The organism is Enterococcus sp. DIV0008 (assembly GCF_050542615.1).
Taxonomy (GTDB): Bacteria; Bacillota; Bacilli; order Lactobacillales; family Enterococcaceae; genus Enterococcus_D; species Enterococcus_D innesii.
Map to the genome: position 1 here is coordinate 3,207,292 of NZ_CP172937.1, position 18,263 is coordinate 3,225,554.

Consider the following 18,263-nt stretch of genomic DNA (forward strand, 5'->3'; position numbering starts at 1 on the left):
TATTTTGGTAATCTTCTTAATTTATAGGCTGATCGATTTCATCATAAATTTTACCCTAACTTAATACCGACTGAATAACTGAACATAGATTTTGTTACGTGTTTCTGAACACAATAATTAAGATTAATGAATAAACCTGTAGTCTACGATGGATCACTTTCTTGATCAACTGGTAACCAGCTTCATCAATACCAGAAAATACTTCTAATGGAGAAATATTGTACTTCTTACCATCTTCGAACCCATAGAAATCTTGATTGGTAAACAAGTGATACGCCAAAGCGACTAATCGTTGCGCCCCACCAATTAGGAGGACAAAAAAATAGACGTGCAATAGCACGTCTGTAGCGTCAATGATTGATATCTTACCGAAATCTTGCTATAATTACTATGTAAAGAGGAGTTGCGTCAACAACTCCCCTACAGCACCGCTTAAGACGGTGGCCAGATTTAATTACTTTTTAAAAAATAATCGTCGCCTGGCTAAAGAGGACGGTTATTTTTTTGCACTCTTTTTTCGTTTCTTCTTGCTTTTACGCTTAGAAGAACGAGTGTTTATAATCGTATCTGCTAGTTTCACACATGCTTCGATTAAACCAATAAAGGCTAATAAAACAGGCGCTATTGCTAACAAAATGCCGATTATATCTACACCTTGCAAAAGACTGCTCCTTTCTTCAGATTTCGATAGTACATTCATAATGCACCACCTCACTTTCAAAAAAAGCGCCACCGTCACAAACTTTACTGTATCCTTATTATACCAAAAACCACGCTAAAAACCGATATTTATCAAGGTTTTTAGCGTTTATTCATGCGATAAAAAGGGCTAAAATAAAGGAACCATTCACTCGTTTTATCTACTTTGTAAGATTTTTCTTACCTCAAGAACACATACCTACACCATTTTTCTCTGACCTTACCTCAAGAAATCCCCATTCTTCACCCTTCATCCTCCCAAGACAGCTCATCTAAGATCCTAATCAACTTTTGGACCTCTTGATTCAACAACGCACTCTTTAGATAGGCATATTGAATATAAAAAATTTCCTTATCTTCAGGGACCAGCGGTATTTTCACTAAGCCTTCCATTTCTTGAAACACAGGAAATTCCGTCATCAAGGTAATGCCGATATTGGAACTGACCAGCTGGCCAATCGTCTGGACGTCTGAAAAATAAAAGGGGACTTCGGGCTTCTTCTTTGATTTCTCACTTAAATTCTGAAAGGCGCGCATATGGGTATAGCCTTTTTCCAATAGGATAAAGGGATATTCGGCAGCTTCTTCGAATGAGATTTCCTTTTTTTCTGCCAATGGGTTTTCTTTTGACACAAAAATAAAAAACTCTTGTTGGTGCAGCAACTTCACCTGCAGATTCGGGTGGACGAGGGGATTGACACTGCCCAGCAAGCTAAAATCGATTTTTCCCGATAATAGTTTTGAAAGCAATTCATTGGATCCCCCAGATACCAAGTGAAATTTCGAAATAAAGCGGATGATCTCTTTTTCATCTAAGAGTTTTGAAAAAACTTTGGAACGAATGATTGGCGGCAAACCGATATGGGTCCGGTTGTTTTTAGCATGGTCGATGGCTCGGTCCAAGGTCACAAATTCATCTAAGATATATTGCGCATGAGCCTTCAAAATTTCCCCTTCAGTGGTCAATGAGATGGAGCGATGCGAGGCTTCTCGCACGATCAAATCACAGCCATAATGCTCTTCCAAGCGTTTGACAGCGTAGCTGACGGTTGGTTGACTGACGGCAAATTTATGCGCCACTTGGGTAAAAGAAAGCATATCTGCCAAAGCGTTAAAGTATTCTAAATCTCGTATATTCATCGTCTGATTCCTCCCTTAACCGGTTTAAACCAGCAGCGGTTTTGTTATAAATAATTTTTATTATACCACCGATAGTTGACTATAATTCTGTCCGAGGATTAAAGTAGCTAATGGAAATGATCGAGTACTCAAAATATATCTATTGGAGGAACATAATGAAAGCACATGACATTTTAAATAACCCATTTTTAAACAAAGGAACCGCGTTTACACAAGAAGAACGAAAAGAACTAGGATTGATCGGTTTATTGCCCCCTCACGTGCAAACGATCGAAGAACAAGCAGAACAAGCCTATTTGCAATATGTCACCAAAGAATCAGACATTGAAAAACGTCACTTTTTAATGGAGATCTTTAATACCAATCGGACATTGTTCTACTATTTGTTCAACCAACATATCGTTGAATTCAATCCGATCGTCTACGATCCAACGATTGCTGATACCATTGAAAATTACAGCCGCCTATTCGTTGATCCTCAATATGCAGCATACTTAGATATCAATCATCCAGAAAACATCGAAGAAACGTTGAAAAATGCCGCTGGCGATCGGGACATTCGCTTGATCGTAGCCACTGACGCTGAAGGAATTCTTGGGATTGGTGACTGGGGTGTCCAAGGTGTCGATATTTCTGTCGGTAAATTGATGATTTATACCGCAGCTGCTGGGATCGACCCTGCTTCTGTTTTACCAATCGTGATCGATGCCGGTACCAACCGTAAAGAATTGTTAGAGGATCATTTATATCTAGGCAATCGTCAAGAACGTGTCTACGGTGATGCCTACTACCAATTCATCGATCAATTTGTTCAAACGGCAGAATCATTGTTCCCTAAACTTTACTTGCATTGGGAAGACTTTGGCCGTTCAAATGCTGCAACGATTCTGGACAAATACAAACATACAATTCCAACTTTTAACGATGACATCCAAGGAACAGGAATCGTTGTACTGGGCGGTATCTTCGGCGCATTAGATATTACAGGTGAAAAATTAACGGATCAAGTCTACTTATGTTATGGCGGTGGTTCCGCTGGTGCCGGGATTGCCAGCCGTGTCCATGCCGAAATGGTCAGCGAAGGTCTTTCAGAAGAAGAAGCCTACAATCATTTCTTTATGGTTGACAAACAAGGGCTTTTGTTCGATGATATGTCCGATTTGACTCCTGCACAAAAACCATTTGCCAAAAAACGGGCTGACTTTGCCAATGCTGGCGATATGACGCAATTGATCAATGTCATTAAAGTCGCAAAACCAACGATTTTGGTCGGTACTTCAACCAATGCCGGTGCCTTTACCAAAGAAGTTGTGGAAGCGATGTGTGAAAACACTGCTCGTCCAGTGATTTTCCCTATCTCGAATCCAACCAAAAAATTAGAAGCAACGGCTGAACAAGTAATCGAATGGTCTGATGGAAAAGCCTTTGTGGCAACCGGTGTCCCTTCAGGAACGATCCAATACAAAGGGGTCGAATACCAAATCGGCCAAGCAAACAATGCCTTGATCTATCCTGGTCTTGGGTTGGGTATGTTAGCTTCAGAAGCCTCTCTCTTGACCGACGAAATGATTGGTGCCGCTGCTCACTCATTAAGTGGTTTGGTTGATTTGAGCCAACCCGGTGCACCTGTTCTTCCACCATTTGAATACGTTGCGGACGTTTCCATCAAAGTGGCTGAAGCAGTTGCCAACAAAGCCAAAGAACAAGGGTTAGCCCAAGCGCAAGAAACCGATATGGCAAAAGCTGTCCAAAATCTTAAATGGTATCCAACATACTAGGAAGGTCTGAAAAATGAATAAATTAAAAACGATGACGATTTCGGGAATTAGTCTTCCCTTGTATCTCTTTTTCATGGTTGTCATATTCACTGCGATTGCCTTAGACAAGTTGCCATTAAATATGGTTGGGATCACCATATTACTGGTTGCCTTAGGACACCTGCTGTATTTCATTGGGGAAAAACTCCCGATCATGAATTCTTATCTGGGCGGTGGGTCAGTTTTTACCCTGCTTGGTGCCACCCTTTTAGCCTCCTTCCATCTCGTACCCACGAAAGTCATTGACGCGGTCAGTGACTTCATGGGGGGCGGTTTTGGCTTTCTTGATTTCTATATTGCCGCTTTGATTTGCGGCTCAATTTTAGGTATGAACCGCAATTTGTTGGTGAAAGCTTCTACGAAATTCATTCCTGTTGCTTTGATCACCATGGTAGTAGGCTTTTTCTCCGTCGGCCTTGTCGGTATGCTGCTAGGCAATGGCTTTGCTGATTCGGTGATGTATGTGTCTCTACCAATGATGTCTGGCGGGATGGGTGCGGGAATCACCCCACTTTCACAAATTTATGCTGATGGCTTGGCAAACGGCAATCAAGCCGCCATCTTTTCTCAATTAGCGCCAGCAGTTACTTTCGGGAATATTCTTGCCATTATTGGTGCTTTATTTATCGCAAAGGCCTTTGCTAAAACCAAATACAATGGCCATGGTACCCTGATCAATGCCACCAAAGAAGAATTAGAAAAACCAAAAATAACGCTTGATGCCCAACAAATCGGGGTCGGGATGCTGTTTTCCTTCTCACTGTTGGTCGTTGGTGCAATTTTAAGCGACTTTTTCCCTAAAATTCACGAGTATGCCTTTATGATCGTGATTGTCTTTATTCTGAAAGCCTTGAACATTGTCCCTAAGAAACTCGAAGATTCTGTGGTGATGTTCAACAATGTTGTGATGACGAATCTGACCCACGCGGTCTTGGCGGGGATTGGTTTGGCATTGATCGATCTGTCAACATTGGCCTCTGCCTTTACTTGGCAATTTGTCGTGCTTTGCCTAACCAGTGTCGTATCTATGGGGGCTGCCAGCTGGTTCTTCGGGATGGTATTGGGGATGTACCCCGTTGAAACCGCAATTGGCGCCGGTATGATCAACAACTCCATGGGGGGAACAGGCAATATCGCTGTATTGTCTGCCTCTGATAGAATGGAAATGATTGCTTTTGCCCAAATGGCCAATCGTTTATGCGGTGCAATCGTGTTGATTTTAGGTGGGATCTTGATCCGTTTCTTCTATTCTTGATCTAAAATAAAAAAACAGGTGCTGCTACGCATGATGCATAGCAGCACTTTTTTGCATTCCTCAAACGAATTCGTCCAATTGGTTGCACGAATCAAACAAAGGTTCATTCATTTCCTCATAAAAGAGCCAACAAGAGCAGTGCCTCCGCACTGCTCTTGCTTTACTGATCATTCAAGGGTTACAGCTTCTGAAACAAGGTTGGGGCTTGATCAGGAGACCAAGTGGTGTCCCCGTAATTTGAGTGGGTGTTAATCACGACATAATTGCTGCCTTTATGGCTCACGATTTCACCACTTGTATACACTTCTGGTGCCGAGAATGTACCTAGTTTCCACACATGGTATTCTGACTCCCCGCCTCCAGGTGTTTCCGTTTCTTCTTTGGCATTGGTTTTCACGCTCAGTTGGTTACTAAAAGCGGATTGTTCGCCCGTTTTACTGATTGCTTTGATTTGGTAATTGTAGGTTGTATCCGCTGCTAGATTCGTGTCTTCATAGGTTGTTCCTGTGGCTGTAGCAATTTTGACGCCATTGCGGTAAACGTCATATCCAGCGATCCCATTTGTATGAGTCGATGCTTGCCACATTAAGGACACGCTGCTGTCTGTCACGCTCATTTGGTGCAGGTTGCCTGGTGTCGAAGGTGTTTCGACTTGATTATCTGCTGAGGTAGTCACTTTCACTGCAGCACTTTTTTCTGAAACTAACGCCGTAAAGCCGACTGCTTCTACTTGATAGCTATAGGTTGTGTTGGCTTTTAATTGCGTGTCGATAAAGGTTGGCTCAGTCGTCGTTGCCACTAGGGCACCATCACGATACACGTTGTATTCTTTCGCATCGGTTTGACCGTTCCATGCTAAAGCCACCGTGCTGCTAGTCACTCGTTCTGAGCGGACATTTGCTGGTGCTGTTGGTTTTTCGGGAATGACCGTTGAGCCGGAAACGTTGACGTCGATCACGTTATAAAAGGCATTTGGCGTATCTGCAACATCCCAGACCGCTAAAATGACATGGTAACCGAGACGATTTTCTGGAATGGTAATGGTATGGCTTGGGCTATTGCTGGCAGCCGAACCATCGTGATTCACAGTAGCGATCAATTCCAAGCTATCTCTTGAAAGTGGCGCGTTTTGATCCCAACCTGGTTTCGTGATATAGTAATGCCATTTTGTGGTCTTGTGAGGCGCTGTATAATGCCAATTGACCCGCAATGGTCCTTGATTGATGTCTTGTTTGGTCCAACGATTGGTTCCTTGTTCATCAAGAACAAAGTCCCCGATTTGTCCGAGTCCACCATCTGCCGAAGCGATGCGACCATCTACTGGTCCTGCTTCTGGAAAGCCTTTTTTAGTTTCCAATGATTGTGGGTTTGAAATGACATTGCCATATTTTTCAAACGCAGCGCTCCACCCTAACGTATTGCGATCCAAAGACCCTTGATAGCCCCGACTGACAGGTGATTCCACATAACCATGAGCAAATACTTGTTTCCCCGTGAAGAACAAGGTCCCTCCAAGTAAGATTGCCACCCCGACCGACCATTTTACCAATGCGTTTTTCATACTCTGCCTCCTAAAATTTTTTATCATCGAATAAACCAAACTTATCCGTTTATTCATTGATTCCGATTCAGTGAAAAGCAAACCCTCCATTTAAAAATAGTTTATTTATATATATATATGTATAATAAATGACCTAATCATTATAAGATTATAATGACTAGTTTTCCGTCCTTTCAGTGAGAAATACAAAAAAACTTGAAACGATTCTCCTAATCACTTAAGAGGATTCGTTCCAAGTTTCTTTCTTTATAGACGATCTTTTTCAGGAAAAAACAGCTGCTTATTTCCCGTTTTCTTTCACATAGTCAGAGGATTGCGCGCCTGCTTGGCGACCAAAGACCATAATGTCGGCTACAGCATTGCCGCCGATTCGATTTTGTCCGTGGATACCGCCGGTCACTTCACCTGCTGCATACAAGCCAGTGATTGGTGTGCCATCTTCTTTCAACACTTGGGTCTTCGTATTGATCTTGACGCCGCCCATTGTATGGTGGATCCCAGGTGCGATTTGAATCGCATAGAATGGCCCTTCCGTCAAATCATAGTCCATCGCCGTTTCACGACCGAAATCTTTGTCGGCTTTGTCAGCCACTGCTTGGTTCCATGTATCTAAAGTTTTCTTCAAGGTTGCTGGATCGACATCGATTTTTTCAGCTAACGCTTCGATGGTGTCAGCTTCTACCACTACACCTTGTTCTTTGTAGTAATCGACTTGTTTGGCTCTACCTGCTAACGCATTGTCAAAAATCAAGTAGGCATAGCTTTCTGGCAGATCCGTGATAGCAGCTGAAACATTGTCGCGGGTTTCTAATTCATTGTAGAAACGTTCCCCTTGTTGGTTCACCAAGATGGCGCCTTCTCCACGAACGGTTTCACTGATCAACATGCCTGTATCTTGAACCACTGTTGGATGGACTTGGATTTGATCCATATCAACCGTTGCGCCGCCTAATTCTTCGATCATCTTGATGCCATCGCCTGTACTTCCTTCAGAAGTCGTGCTGACATAGCCTTTCAGATCTGGACGGTATTTTTCGATCAGTTCTTTGTTGGAGCCAAAACCACCAGTAGTAACAACCACTGCATCACCAGCGATTTCTTTTTCTTCGCCATTGATTTTCACGTTGACGCCAGTGACTTTGCCGTCTGTTTCATTGATTTTTGTCACATCAGCATTTACAAACAAAGGAATTTCTTGCTCATGAATGTTTCTCAACAGGCCATCCACCAAATACGTACCGACTGCTGAACCGTCATGAGGACGATGGATTCGTTTTACACTGGCACCACCGCTATAGCTGATATTGTCTAAAGTGATCCCCATTGAATCCAACCAATCAATCGCTGAAGCAGAGTTGTCTACTAAATAATGCAGCAATTCTTGATCGTTGGTTCCTTTACCACCTTTAAGGGTATCTTCAAAAAATTGTTCATTGGAATCTTCAATGCCTTGGGCTTCTTGGAATTTGGTTTCTGATGCGTTCATTCCGCCAGAAGATTTTAAGGTATTTCCGCCTGCGATCGGCATTTTTTCTAAAATGACTGGATTCATTCCAGCATCTTTAGCCGACAAGGCGGCTGCCATCCCTGCACCGCCAGCACCAACGATGACGATATCATATTGATCTTTTAACTCTGCTGGATCGGTATACTCTTGTTGGGAAGCACCTGAAGTGACTTCACTTTCTGAAGAAGAGCTTGCCGCACTGCTGCTGGCTTTTGTTCCGCCATCGGCACCACATGCACTAAGCAACAATAATGAGGCTGCCCCAATCACCCATTTTGACCATCCACTTTTTTTCATTTGTTTCCCTCCGTTTTTCTTGCTCTTTTCTCCTCACTGATCCCCGTCATATATGATGAGAAAAGAAGCTTTTTTCTTGTGAACTCTGCCCAACTTGTTACTTTATTAACAATGGTAAATATCTTGCGATCGGACTATTTTTCTATTCGATAGCGATAAAAACATTGTTTAAGCAACATTTCAACAGCGTTCTATTTTATTTAACCATTGTAACAAAAAAAGAAACTAAGTGTCTCGTAATAATTTGTGTATATTTTAACTATTGATTCTCATTATTTCCTAATTTTTTTGAAAAAAGATATTATATTTTCCTCGCTACTTTCTGCTATTGAAAGCTATCACAAAAGACATGCCCATAGAATGACCGTTAAGCTCGCGAGTAAAAAGATATGGCCGCGATTGTTCTTTCACTGTTCTTTTCCCTTTGTCCTGCACCTTCTTTTGTATAATAAAAGAAAAAGCAGAAATGGAGTGGCAAATGGAAAAATTGACCCGGATGTTCGAGCGAGTGATCAGTATCTGTATTGATAGCATGTTAGCGATCTTAGTCGTTGTCGTCTTGATTTTTATGGGAAAAGCGATTTTTATGATCAGCGCGACGCTCTTTCCTTTAAGTGAAGCGCCCCATCTGTCCTTTTTGATTGAAGAAATTGCCACGTTATTCATTTTGTTAGAAATCATTTTGATGTTGCTGCGGTATATGAAGGACGGACACCATATTCCCGTCCGTTACTTGATTTTGATCAGTATCACTGCGATTTTGCGCGAGTTATTATTGACGCAAGGCATGGCGAACGATGCCCTATTTTTTGCTTTAGCGATCTTTGTTTTGGTACTCGTCTTACTAGTCCTGCAAAAAATCAATGCCTTCCAGCATGCCCAAGAAAAAGACCACTGAAACCACCCCATCGGATCAGTTGGTTTCAGTGGCTTTTTCGGGATCAGTTAGAGGAATACCAATATAAAAGGTGGTTCCTTTAGGCGTACTCGTAACATCGATCAACCAGTCGTTTTTTTCCACGATTGAAGAGACAGTAAAGAGTCCTAGACCCGTACCGCCAGTGGCACTCTTGGTCGTGAAGAAGCGGGTAAAGATTTTTTCTTGGATCGCTTCTGGTATGCCGGGACCGTTGTCGGCAATTTCGATCAAAGCAAATTCCTGTTGCGCGGAGAAAGCTTGCTTACGAAACGGAAAGCTGGCGGTTGTTGTCGAAGTGCGACTCAATCGAATGCTGCAATCGGCATTTGCTTGGTACACATTCATCAACAAATTGTAAATGATCACTTGCAGATCGATTTTCTCGTAGACGGCATATCCCGCTTCTTGGATATCATACGTAAGGGAAAAGGCTTTTGGCAATAGCGAGCGCATAGTATCGATGGCTTCTGTCAAGGTGGCGGCGATCGACTGCACAGTTTTGTCGGCACTTTCGAGTTTCGAAAAACGCAGCACATTGCTAGATAACTCTTTGCCTTTTTCTGCTGCATTGCAGACTTCTTGCAAATCCTCCATCAAGACTTCATCGTGTTGGTTTTCCTCGATCAGCAATTGCAGATGACCAATCATGGGCGTCAAAAAGTTGTTTAGGTCATGGACGATCGAGGTCGTTAATAAGCCAATGGTTTCCAGTTTTGATTCTTGCAAAATGTTTTTTTCGATTTCGTGCTTTTCTTTTAACAGCCGTTGTCGTTCTTTCAATGCTTGGTTTTCGACATAGGCTTGATTGCGTTTCATGTAGTTTTTGATCAGGACCGTCAATAAAATCATAATGACAAACAACAAACCTAGTAGGCCAATCAAAATCAAGTTGTCTTGTAAAAAGAGACCGCTTTGCTCCAAAAAATCGGCATTGCTGGCGACGATCAGCCGACTGTCGCCGATGGTGATCCATTGATAAGCAGCCAATTTCAGCACTTTTTGCAGTGTTTCTTCGTTCCACCAATAAGAATAATAGACGGAGGTGCCCTCTTCATTATCGATTTGTTCTTGCTCCAAGCGCTCAAGATCGGTGAAATCCAGCTCTGGAAATTCTTTTTTGCGGCTCTCAACGATGGAAAAACCAATTTGTTCGTCCGATGGGTGCATAACGATCCGCATATCGGCGTTTTTGACCATCGTATAGCCGGAGACATTGCGATCGGTGGTAAATTCATGATGATACATGCGCTGTAGATTCAAAGGCATCACAAGAACCGCTTCTTTGTCGTCAAGGGTTAGGGACTGATACACATTTAGATAGGCCTCTTTACCATCGAAATAGACTTGCCCATTTTGTACCTGCCGTCCTGCTAATACTTTGTCTAAGGATGGATCTTTAAATAACAGCTCCTGCATCGTTGGATCTTGTGGTTTATTGATAGACGTTGCGGTATTTTGAGCGATGACTTGACCTTGTTGGTCGATCAAAAACAATCCGACCATGGCATTGTTCGCGGAATTGATCACTGGTAACGTTAAGGGCCGCTGCAAGTCAGCCAAGGCGGCTCCTTCGAGGTGGTCATCGGCATAATTGGCAAGAGCCATGTGGTACGATTCGATACTACGGCTGATCAGCTTGATCGCCGCTTGGTTGACCGTTTCTAACTGCCGCAACCCGACGGTTTCAGCTTGTCTTTGTGCGCTTTTATAACTTGTAAAGGTAAAAATAAGTCCAATCAATGTAATGAATAAGGTAGCGACCACGCTTAAATACAGCCAAAACTTTGATGGCGGTTTCATTGTAAACCCCTTTCATATTTACTATAATACTATTGATACAGGAGGCGGATATTTTGCGAGATGAAAAAATTTTAATCGTTGATGATGACCCTGCCATTCGGCGGCTGATTTGGAAATCTTTACAGTCGACGGGCATTTTGATCTACCAGACTGATTCCGTTGAAAAAACGATTGCGATCAATTCTCGTGTCAGCTTTGATCTTTTTTTACTGGATATCAGTTTGGAGCATGAAAATGACGGCTATCATTTGGCACAACTGATTCGAGAAGAAAACCCCACGGTGCCGATCGTCTTTTTGAGCGGTAAAAGTGACGAAAAAGATATGATCAACGGCTATGAGATTGGCGCTGATCACTACATTACGAAGCCTTTTTCACCGGCACTCTTAAAAGCACAAATCGTTTCGATTCTAGATCGCCGCAACGTGCTGCGAGAAAAAGGGATCGCTAAACCGGAAGGAGATCTGTGCAGCGGCATGTTTCGTTTTGACCAAAAACGCTATCAGTTTTTCAAAAATGATCAGCCCATCAAGTTGTCTTCAAAAGAAATCATGCTGATGCGCTTTTTCATGGAAAATCCGGATCAAGTGTTCTCGAAAGAACAGATTTACAGCAATGTTTGGCAAGATGGCCAATTCGATGCCAATACCGTGATGGTTTTTATCAATCATCTGCGAAACAAAATTGAAGATGAGCCGAAGCAAGCCCGTTTTTTGAAAACCGTTTGGGGGATCGGCTATACCTTTTTACCAGAAGGAGACGCCTTCTAGCTGCAAGAAATAAAGGGCCAACGCTAAAAGATCCGCCGAGCCGCCGGGACTCAAATGGCGTGCGATCAACAATTGATCATAGGTCGTTAATTCACGAAGCAAGTCTGTATCCGACAGATTGGCTTGGTGAATTTTTTGCATCTCCTGCTGCACGGTCTTCATCGCCTCGTAGCCGCCTCGGTGGACGAGGTTGCTGTCTTCGGTTTCACTCATTAGATAGACCAACCCGCGCAACAAGGAAACGGAGGTTTTTTGTGGTTGCTGCCGCAAGTACTCCAGCAGTTTTTTGACCGTTGGATACCCAGCTGCAGCTTCTCCACGAATCCCCATCGTGCCATAGGTCAAATAATTTTTTTCTCCGTAAGACAACTGGTCTTTGTGGGTGATTTGCTGCAGGTCTTGCTTGACCAAATGCTGGCAGATATCGGCAGCAAGCTGCAGGACCTGATTGGTATCTTCAGCCGTCAGCTCCGCCTTGCCATTTTGTTGATAATAGACTCCTGTTGCCCCCAACAAAATCGCAAAGGAAAAATTCGCCCCTTTGTGGGTATTGATGCCTTTGGTTGCCTGAAGCATCGCTTCTTCTGCTTCTTGACCGATGCCTCGTAACTGGTCAAACAGCTGGATCAGGGCGCCTGTATGGGCGAAACCGGCTTGGCTATAGCGCTGAAAAAACGGTGCCAAACAAGTGATACTATTGATAAAGGTAAACACATTCATGTCCTGATGCGCACCAGAGGAGCAAGGATCTACTAAACCAGGCTTGGGTGCTAACGCTACCTCATAATGCAGCGCATTGACTGCATAGTTGCTGGCGGTAAAAAGACGGGAATCAGTCAATTTTTCTTCGCTCCATTTCAGCAAGAATAAATTGCAGGGAGTGATCCAAATGTTCATGGGTCAACAACGTGATCTGTTCCGTGTCATTGGTTCTCATGCCGCGATAAATCAGCCAATGTTCCGCCAATGCCGCATCTCTTCTTCTAGAAGAGCGAATCGCAATATCACGAAAATACACGAGGTACGCTTGCAGATCCAGCACGATACTTTTTAACCGTAGCATTTGGCTTTTTTCGTAAATAAACGCATTGAAGTCAGAAAAGTTTTTCAAGACCCCATCCACGTCATCCTCACGATTCAGCTGTTCGCCATGTTCTAACAAGCAGCGCATCTCCCGGAAATCTTCCTCACTCATCAAGGCCATTGCTTTAATAGTCGCCAACGTATCCAGTGATTTGCGGATATCATAAATCTCATAGGCATCCTTGATACTGATCCCTTTTACAACGATGCCGATTTTTGGCACATGCTCCACCAGTTTTTCAGCCACGAGCTGAGTCATGGCGTAACGAATCGGGGTTCGGCTGATATTTAGCGTATCGGAAAATTCTTTCTCATTGATGCGAGAGCCTGCGGGAATGTCTCCTAAAATGATGGTTTTTTTGAACGCTTCATAGATCAAATCTTTTAATGGTTTATTTTTGGTCAGATCCAGATTTTTATTTACTGCATCAATAATTGGATTCATGATTTACTCCTATCATACTAAAAACAAATGAGATTTTTGGGAAAAAATAGATATATCGATAAACAAGGAAAACTACCGAGCAAAATGGCAGCCTGCTCGATAGTTTCTGTATGAAATTACTGTGGAATATAAAACGGCATATGACCTAATAGTACGATCGTAACGACGAAGATCACGAAAATTCCCAGTGCGTATTTCGCCGCTTCTTTTTGCCATTGCCCCATATCTAAGCCCGTCAAGCGCAATAGCAAGTAGATGAAGGCAACCAATGGACTTAACAAGTGGAATGCTTGGCCCATTAAGGACGCCAAGGCCATCTGCATATTGGTGAAGCCATACGAGCGACCTGCTTCTGCTAAGACCGGCAGGACCCCAAAGTAAAACCCGTCATTGGAAATAAAGAAGGTTCCTGGTGCGGAAATCAGGGCGATAACTAACCCCCAGAAACCGGCCAATTGTTTAGGAATAATTTGCGTGAAACTATTCGCTAAGGCCGTAGCCATCCCGGAGCCTTGGAACAAGCCCATGAAGACGCCCGCTGCAAAAACTAAAATTACGACTTGCACAGCGTCGCCGCCATTGGCACCGATCCGTGACGATTGATCTTTCAAAATTGGATAGTTGACCATCAATGCGATACAAGTACCTACAAGGAATAACAAGATTGGTGGTAAAGCGATACTAGAAATAAAGGAGCTTGCTACTAACCAGCCAATCAAGACGATCGTTAAGATACCATTGAAGACAAAGTTTTTCGGACGACGGATCGCTAATGTATCAGGATCAGTCACAGTCGTCATTTCTAAAATCTCATCGTTCGTCAGTTCCGTAACCCCTAAACGTTTCCGTTCTTGGATCCCCATTCTGCGAGCCACGAAGAAAATCACATATAACAGAGACAAAATCATTCCTGGCAACAAATAAGAAAGAATATCCGCATCAACTTCCAACACCGCCATTGCCCGAGCAGTCGGTCCGCCCCATGGCAATAAGTTCATGATGGTGTTTTGCAAAATGATCAAGACACCAAGGTTCATCATTTTCATATTCAGCTTCTTGTAGATGGGAATAAACGCAGAACAGCAGATCAAGGTAGTGGTCGTTCCATCACCGTTCAAAGAGACTGCAGCGGCAACGACTGCCGTTGCCATCAAGACTTTCATCGGATCGCCTTTGGCAAAATAAATCATTTTTTTCGTGATTGGATCAAATAAACCGGCATCCAACATAATGGAAAAGTACAAAATCGCAAACAGCAACATGATCCCTGTGTTGGCTGTAGTGGAGATTCCCTCAAGAACAAAATCTCCGATGTTGCCTTTTTCGGAAACACCGGCAACCATCGCAACGAGGGTAAATAGTAATGGGATAATTACTAAGGATGTAAAGGGTGACATTTTTTTCTTCATGATGACAAACATGAAGACAATAATCATGGCATAGGACAAAATTGTTAAGAACATTTTCTTCTTCCTTTCATGCATCGAAATGTGTAAGCGTTATCAAAAAACATTTTTAAAAAAATTACAGGCCCGTAATTTATTAGTGACAAGCGCCACTAGTTTGTGAAAATTTTTCTTTTCTTAAAGGAAATAATGTTATTGAATGCTTTACACGTCTAAGAATAAACAATCAAGAATTAGAAAAAAAGACCCGTTTACAAAAAGAACAGCAAAAAAACAATTTCTCTTTTCAAATCTTATTTTTCGTTTAAAAAGTTCTTAACAGAATATTAACGCAAGAAAAACCTTGATAAAACAACGTTTATCTCGGTTTTTCGCTCTTTTCTCAAAAAAGGAACACTGAAAAAACAATTTTGAGCTGAAATAATTCTCGCTGATTGAACAGGAGTTTCTATAATGAAAGAGAACGAATCATTGAGAAAGGAGAAGCCCATGAATCTTATTAAAAGATTGTTCAAAAAAACGCATGATGAACCAGATGCGCCTGTCAGTCCTCCTCTGAAGCCAAGGGAAATGATAGCGGATCCACCCGCATCTGTTTGGCAAGAAATGTCGAGCTATCAGCCGGCGCCAGCAGAAGATTATCCACTAGTCAGTCTGATAGCCGCCGCACTAGGTGCCGAGTGTTCCCCTGAAAGTCAGTTTGTCATTCGTAGAATTGAGAAACGCAATCCTGAATTTAAGCGAGTCACCCTGATAGCCGCCAGTATTGCCGCCGGAGAGCTGCCTGATTCTCAGTTCACAATCAAAAAAATAGCCAAAAAAATGAAAACAAGTGAGGGAAAAACATGTTACGTAAATTTAAAATAGCAATCGATGGGCAAGAATACCTTGTCGAAATGGAAGAAATCGGTGCGCCGCAAACTACCGCTCCTGCCCCAGCAGTGCCAACACCGGCTCCCGCAGCGGTACCTACTCAACCAGAGCCAGTCAGCACACCAGAACCAGAAGCCGCACCACAGCCAGCGCCAGCTACGCTCCCTGCTGACGGCGAGCCGATTCATTCTCCGATGCCGGGAACGATTTTACGTCTCTTGGTCAATGTAGGTGATACTGTACAAGAAAATCAGTCATTGATGATTTTAGAAGCCATGAAGATGGAAAATGAGATCGTGGCACCAAAAGCCGGAACCGTGGTTGCCATTGCAGTCAATGCGGGCGATATGGTCAACCCAGGAGAACTGCTGATTACGATCGGCTAATTTATTGAAAAGGAAGTGACGTAGTGGAAACGTTAATTGAAGGTGTAGTCGGGTTAGGATCAGAGCCGGGACGGATCGTTATGATGTTCATCGGTGGTCTATTGATGTATTTGGGGATCAAGAAAGAATATGAACCAACCTTGTTAGTCCCTATGGGATTGGGCACGTTGTTAGTGAACTTCCCGAACTCAGGTGTGTTAAGTGCTGGTGGAGAAGCTGGCCCGTTCCAAGTATTGTTTGATATGGGGATCTCAACTGAATTATTCCCTTTGCTTTTGTTTATCGGGATTGGTGCGATGATCGACTTCGGTCCATTGCTGCAAAATCCATTTCTTCTGTTGTTTGGCGCTGCTGCACAATTCGGGATCTTCTTTACGATCATCGTTGCCGTGCTGCTTGGCTTTGATTTAAACGACGCGGCTTCCATCGGGATCATCGGTGCCGCTGACGGACCAACGTCGATTTTTGTCGCAAATACGCTGAACTCGAAATATATGGGTGCGATCATGGTGGCAGCTTACTCTTACATGGCGCTAGTACCGATCATTCAACCGGTAGCCATCAAAGCAGTGACGACCAAGCATGAACGAAAAATCCGTATGACGTATCGTGCCGGAGAAGTTTCGCAAACGGCAAAAATTTTGTTCCCAATCGTGATCTCGATCGTAGCAGGGTTGATTGCGCCTGTTTCATTGCCATTGGTTGGATTTTTGATGTTCGGAAATCTCTTGCGGGAATGTGGTGTCTTGGATCGTTTGTCCATCACTGCTCAAAACGAACTGGTGAATATCATCAGTATCCTCCTAGGTTTATCAATTTCTGTGAAAATGCAATATGAAGAATTTTTACAAGTCGACACATTGATGGTTATTGGTTTAGGGCTGGTTGCCTTCATTATGGACTCCGTCGGCGGCGTGTTGTTTGCGAAAGTGCTGAACTTGTTCCGTAAAGAAAAAATCAACCCAATGATCGGTGCAGCTGGTATCTCTGCGTTTCCAATGTCTAGTCGGGTCATCCAAAAAATGGCGACAGATGAAGATCCGCAAAACTTTATCTTGATGCATGCAGCCGGTGCCAACGTTTCAGGACAGATTGCTTCGGTCATCGCCGGTGGCTTACTGCTGGCACTGATTGCTTAGGTTACTAGAAAGGAGAGGAAAACTATGAGTCAAGATTTACTGACTTCATTTGAATTGTTGTTATTCGGTTGGGGCGGCGTCTTTGTCGTGATCCTGATCATCTACTTCGCATCCTTGCTTTTGTCGAAGCTCTTTCCAGTAAAAAAATAAAGAAGGCATTGTATGTATACCTTAAAAAGAATCTGGCTGCAAAAAGATCCGGAAGTCTTTTTGCAATGGCAAAAATTGATCACTCATGCTGGCTTAGCCGTCGGTGAAGAAGTAGCCTATACCGTGGGCATTTTTGATCAGCAAACCTTGATTGCTACTGCTTCTTGCTATGCCAATATCATCAAGTATGTAGTGGTCTGTGAAAAAAGACGCTCCGAACAGCTGTTGACGCAATTGATTTCACACCTTAGCGATCATATCAAAGACGAAGGCTTCAGCAAGTCCTTCGTCTATACAGCACCGAAAAACCGCCTGTTTTTTGAATCCCTCGGGTTTCGTGAAGTGCTGGCAGCACAAGACATCTTGTTCATGGAACAAGGCGTTCCTTCTTTTGAAAGCTATGCCCAACAGCTGCAACGGCAGCGAATTGGACAAAACAACGGCGCGATCGTCATGAACGCTAATCCTTTTACTAAAGGACATTTGTACTTAGTCGAAACGGCTGCGAGTCAAAAAGAACAGGTTTATGTGTTCGTTTTATCAGAAGACCGCTCGCAATTTTCTGCCAGCGAACGGCTGCAGATGGTGACGGATGGTGTGGCTCATCTGCCAAATGTAACGGTGCTGCCGACCAACAACTATCTTGTCTCTTCGGCGGTCTTTCCCAGTTATTTCTTGAAAGAGCAAGCACCTGAGGCGATCGCCAAAAAACAAGCCGCCTTTGATGCAACCCTCTTCAAAGAAAAAATTGCCCCGCTGTTGGCGATCACTACGCGTTTTGTAGGCTCAGAGCCTTACTCGCCCGTGACCCAACTCTACAACGAGGCCATGGCTGCCGTTTTTTCACCCGAGCTTGAACTGATCGTGATCGACCGTCTGAAGATCAACCAATCAACCGTTTCGGCTACAAAAGCCCGGAAAGCGATTGCAGAAAAAGATTTACTTTCCTTGCAGCAATTTTTGCCAGAAACAACGTTCACATTTTTAATGCAGCATAACTATATTTAGAGGTGATA

Annotated in this window: 18 protein-coding genes; 9 read left to right on the top strand and 9 right to left on the bottom strand. The window is 43.3% G+C overall.

Annotation, left to right across the window (positions count from 1 at the left end; translation table 11 throughout):
• Window positions 1–94: 94 nt before the first annotated feature.
• The 3 genes from IGI84_RS15145 to IGI84_RS15155 form a co-directional block, all read right to left on the bottom strand.
• Window positions 95–334: a DUF6075 family protein gene (locus tag IGI84_RS15145; RefSeq protein ID WP_430600513.1), complete on the bottom strand. Its 240-nt coding sequence runs from the start codon at window positions 332–334 to the stop codon at window positions 95–97.
• A 162-nt stretch (window positions 335–496) separates the two neighbouring features.
• Window positions 497–700 (bottom strand): hypothetical protein, encoded by a 204-nt coding sequence (locus IGI84_RS15150; RefSeq protein ID WP_086338795.1) that lies wholly within the window; start codon window positions 698–700, stop codon window positions 497–499.
• 242 nt (window positions 701–942) lie between these two features.
• The gene (locus tag IGI84_RS15155) at window positions 943–1,839 is read right to left on the bottom strand and encodes a LysR family transcriptional regulator (protein WP_252708803.1); all 897 of its coding nucleotides are present in this window, start codon (window positions 1,837–1,839) and stop codon (window positions 943–945) included.
• A gap of 155 nt (window positions 1,840–1,994) precedes the next feature.
• Between IGI84_RS15155 and IGI84_RS15160 the strand changes: the two genes are divergently transcribed.
• Window positions 1,995–3,617 (top strand): malolactic enzyme, encoded by a 1,623-nt coding sequence (locus IGI84_RS15160; protein WP_252708804.1) that lies wholly within the window; start codon window positions 1,995–1,997, stop codon window positions 3,615–3,617.
• Between the two features lie 13 nt (window positions 3,618–3,630).
• Complete coding sequence (locus IGI84_RS15165) at window positions 3,631–4,911, top strand: 2-hydroxycarboxylate transporter family protein (protein WP_144772004.1); 1,281 nt, start codon at window positions 3,631–3,633, stop codon at window positions 4,909–4,911.
• A gap of 178 nt (window positions 4,912–5,089) precedes the next feature.
• Here IGI84_RS15165 and IGI84_RS15170 read toward each other — a convergent pair whose 3' ends face one another.
• Together IGI84_RS15170 and IGI84_RS15175 are read right to left on the bottom strand one after the other, a co-directional pair.
• Entirely contained in the window at window positions 5,090–6,472 is a 1,383-nt protein-coding gene (locus tag IGI84_RS15170; protein WP_430600514.1) for a lytic polysaccharide monooxygenase, read from the bottom strand.
• A gap of 280 nt (window positions 6,473–6,752) precedes the next feature.
• Complete coding sequence (locus tag IGI84_RS15175) at window positions 6,753–8,276, bottom strand: flavocytochrome c (protein ID WP_005233089.1); 1,524 nt, start codon at window positions 8,274–8,276, stop codon at window positions 6,753–6,755.
• Window positions 8,277–8,754: 478 nt separating this feature from the next.
• On the opposite strand from IGI84_RS15175, the gene IGI84_RS15180 reads away from it, so the two are divergent.
• Entirely contained in the window at window positions 8,755–9,174 is a 420-nt protein-coding gene (locus IGI84_RS15180) for a phosphate-starvation-inducible PsiE family protein (RefSeq protein WP_232845437.1), read from the top strand.
• Between the two features lie 15 nt (window positions 9,175–9,189).
• Here the strand turns inward: IGI84_RS15180 and IGI84_RS15185 are convergent, their stop codons facing one another.
• Complete coding sequence (locus tag IGI84_RS15185) at window positions 9,190–10,995, bottom strand: ATP-binding protein (protein WP_430600515.1); 1,806 nt, start codon at window positions 10,993–10,995, stop codon at window positions 9,190–9,192.
• A 53-nt stretch (window positions 10,996–11,048) separates the two neighbouring features.
• Between IGI84_RS15185 and IGI84_RS15190 the strand changes: the two genes are divergently transcribed.
• Complete coding sequence (locus tag IGI84_RS15190; RefSeq protein WP_008381846.1) at window positions 11,049–11,765, top strand: response regulator transcription factor; 717 nt, start codon at window positions 11,049–11,051, stop codon at window positions 11,763–11,765.
• Here the strand turns inward: IGI84_RS15190 and citG are convergent.
• From citG to IGI84_RS15205, 3 genes are all read right to left on the bottom strand, one after another.
• A complete protein-coding gene (gene citG / locus IGI84_RS15195) occupies window positions 11,742–12,605 on the bottom strand; it encodes a triphosphoribosyl-dephospho-CoA synthase CitG (RefSeq protein WP_430600516.1) in 864 nt (287 codons plus the stop codon). The two genes, IGI84_RS15190 and citG, sit on opposite strands and share 24 nt — an antisense overlap.
• Entirely contained in the window at window positions 12,598–13,293 is a 696-nt protein-coding gene (locus IGI84_RS15200) for a GntR family transcriptional regulator (RefSeq protein WP_005233081.1), read from the bottom strand. The genes citG and IGI84_RS15200 overlap by 8 nt, the downstream gene beginning before the upstream one ends.
• A gap of 116 nt (window positions 13,294–13,409) precedes the next feature.
• Window positions 13,410–14,756: a CitMHS family transporter gene (locus IGI84_RS15205; RefSeq protein ID WP_034872423.1), complete on the bottom strand. Its 1,347-nt coding sequence runs from the start codon at window positions 14,754–14,756 to the stop codon at window positions 13,410–13,412.
• 396 nt (window positions 14,757–15,152) lie between these two features.
• Here IGI84_RS15205 and IGI84_RS15210 point away from each other — a divergent pair, with 396 nt between their 5' ends.
• From IGI84_RS15210 to citC, 5 genes are read left to right on the top strand one after another with little or no spacing between them, the layout of a single operon-like run.
• Complete coding sequence (locus IGI84_RS15210) at window positions 15,153–15,566, top strand: hypothetical protein (RefSeq protein ID WP_430600518.1); 414 nt, start codon at window positions 15,153–15,155, stop codon at window positions 15,564–15,566.
• On the top strand, window positions 15,545–15,958 hold the full coding sequence (locus IGI84_RS15215; protein WP_195266322.1) for an acetyl-CoA carboxylase biotin carboxyl carrier protein subunit: 414 nt from the start codon (window positions 15,545–15,547) through the stop codon (window positions 15,956–15,958). Before IGI84_RS15210 ends, IGI84_RS15215 begins: the two co-directional genes overlap by 22 nt.
• 23 nt (window positions 15,959–15,981) lie before the next feature.
• A complete protein-coding gene (locus IGI84_RS15220) occupies window positions 15,982–17,097 on the top strand; it encodes a sodium ion-translocating decarboxylase subunit beta (protein WP_081119350.1) in 1,116 nt (371 codons plus the stop codon).
• A 24-nt stretch (window positions 17,098–17,121) separates the two neighbouring features.
• Complete coding sequence (locus IGI84_RS15225) at window positions 17,122–17,247, top strand: OadG-related small transporter subunit (protein WP_008381833.1); 126 nt, start codon at window positions 17,122–17,124, stop codon at window positions 17,245–17,247.
• A gap of 12 nt (window positions 17,248–17,259) precedes the next feature.
• Window positions 17,260–18,255, top strand: a complete 996-nt coding sequence (gene citC, locus IGI84_RS15230; RefSeq protein ID WP_430600519.1) for a [citrate (pro-3S)-lyase] ligase — start codon at window positions 17,260–17,262, stop codon at window positions 18,253–18,255.
• Window positions 18,256–18,263: the final 8 nt, after the last annotated feature.

What these genes read in the sequence shown, in the direction of transcription:
- IGI84_RS15150 (WP_086338795.1), bottom strand. Translation starts at nt 700, where the DNA reads ATGAATGTACTATCGAAATCTGAAGAAAGGAGCAGTCTTTTGCAAGGT.
- IGI84_RS15155 (WP_252708803.1), bottom strand. Translation starts at nt 1,839, where the DNA reads ATGAATATACGAGATTTAGAATACTTTAACGCTTTGGCAGATATGCTT.
- IGI84_RS15160 (WP_252708804.1), top strand. Translation starts at nt 1,995, where the DNA reads ATGAAAGCACATGACATTTTAAATAACCCATTTTTAAACAAAGGAACC.
- IGI84_RS15165 (WP_144772004.1), top strand. Translation starts at nt 3,631, where the DNA reads ATGAATAAATTAAAAACGATGACGATTTCGGGAATTAGTCTTCCCTTG.
- IGI84_RS15170 (WP_430600514.1), bottom strand. Translation starts at nt 6,472, where the DNA reads ATGAAAAACGCATTGGTAAAATGGTCGGTCGGGGTGGCAATCTTACTT.
- IGI84_RS15175 (WP_005233089.1), bottom strand. Translation starts at nt 8,276, where the DNA reads ATGAAAAAAAGTGGATGGTCAAAATGGGTGATTGGGGCAGCCTCATTA.
- IGI84_RS15180 (WP_232845437.1), top strand. Translation starts at nt 8,755, where the DNA reads ATGGAAAAATTGACCCGGATGTTCGAGCGAGTGATCAGTATCTGTATT.
- IGI84_RS15185 (WP_430600515.1), bottom strand. Translation starts at nt 10,995, where the DNA reads ATGAAACCGCCATCAAAGTTTTGGCTGTATTTAAGCGTGGTCGCTACC.
- IGI84_RS15200 (WP_005233081.1), bottom strand. Translation starts at nt 13,293, where the DNA reads ATGAATCCAATTATTGATGCAGTAAATAAAAATCTGGATCTGACCAAA.
- IGI84_RS15205 (WP_034872423.1), bottom strand. Translation starts at nt 14,756, where the DNA reads ATGTTCTTAACAATTTTGTCCTATGCCATGATTATTGTCTTCATGTTT.
- IGI84_RS15210 (WP_430600518.1), top strand. Translation starts at nt 15,153, where the DNA reads ATGAAAGAGAACGAATCATTGAGAAAGGAGAAGCCCATGAATCTTATT.
- IGI84_RS15215 (WP_195266322.1), top strand. Translation starts at nt 15,545, where the DNA reads ATGTTACGTAAATTTAAAATAGCAATCGATGGGCAAGAATACCTTGTC.
- IGI84_RS15225 (WP_008381833.1), top strand. Translation starts at nt 17,122, where the DNA reads ATGAGTCAAGATTTACTGACTTCATTTGAATTGTTGTTATTCGGTTGG.
- citC (WP_430600519.1), top strand. Translation starts at nt 17,260, where the DNA reads ATGTATACCTTAAAAAGAATCTGGCTGCAAAAAGATCCGGAAGTCTTT.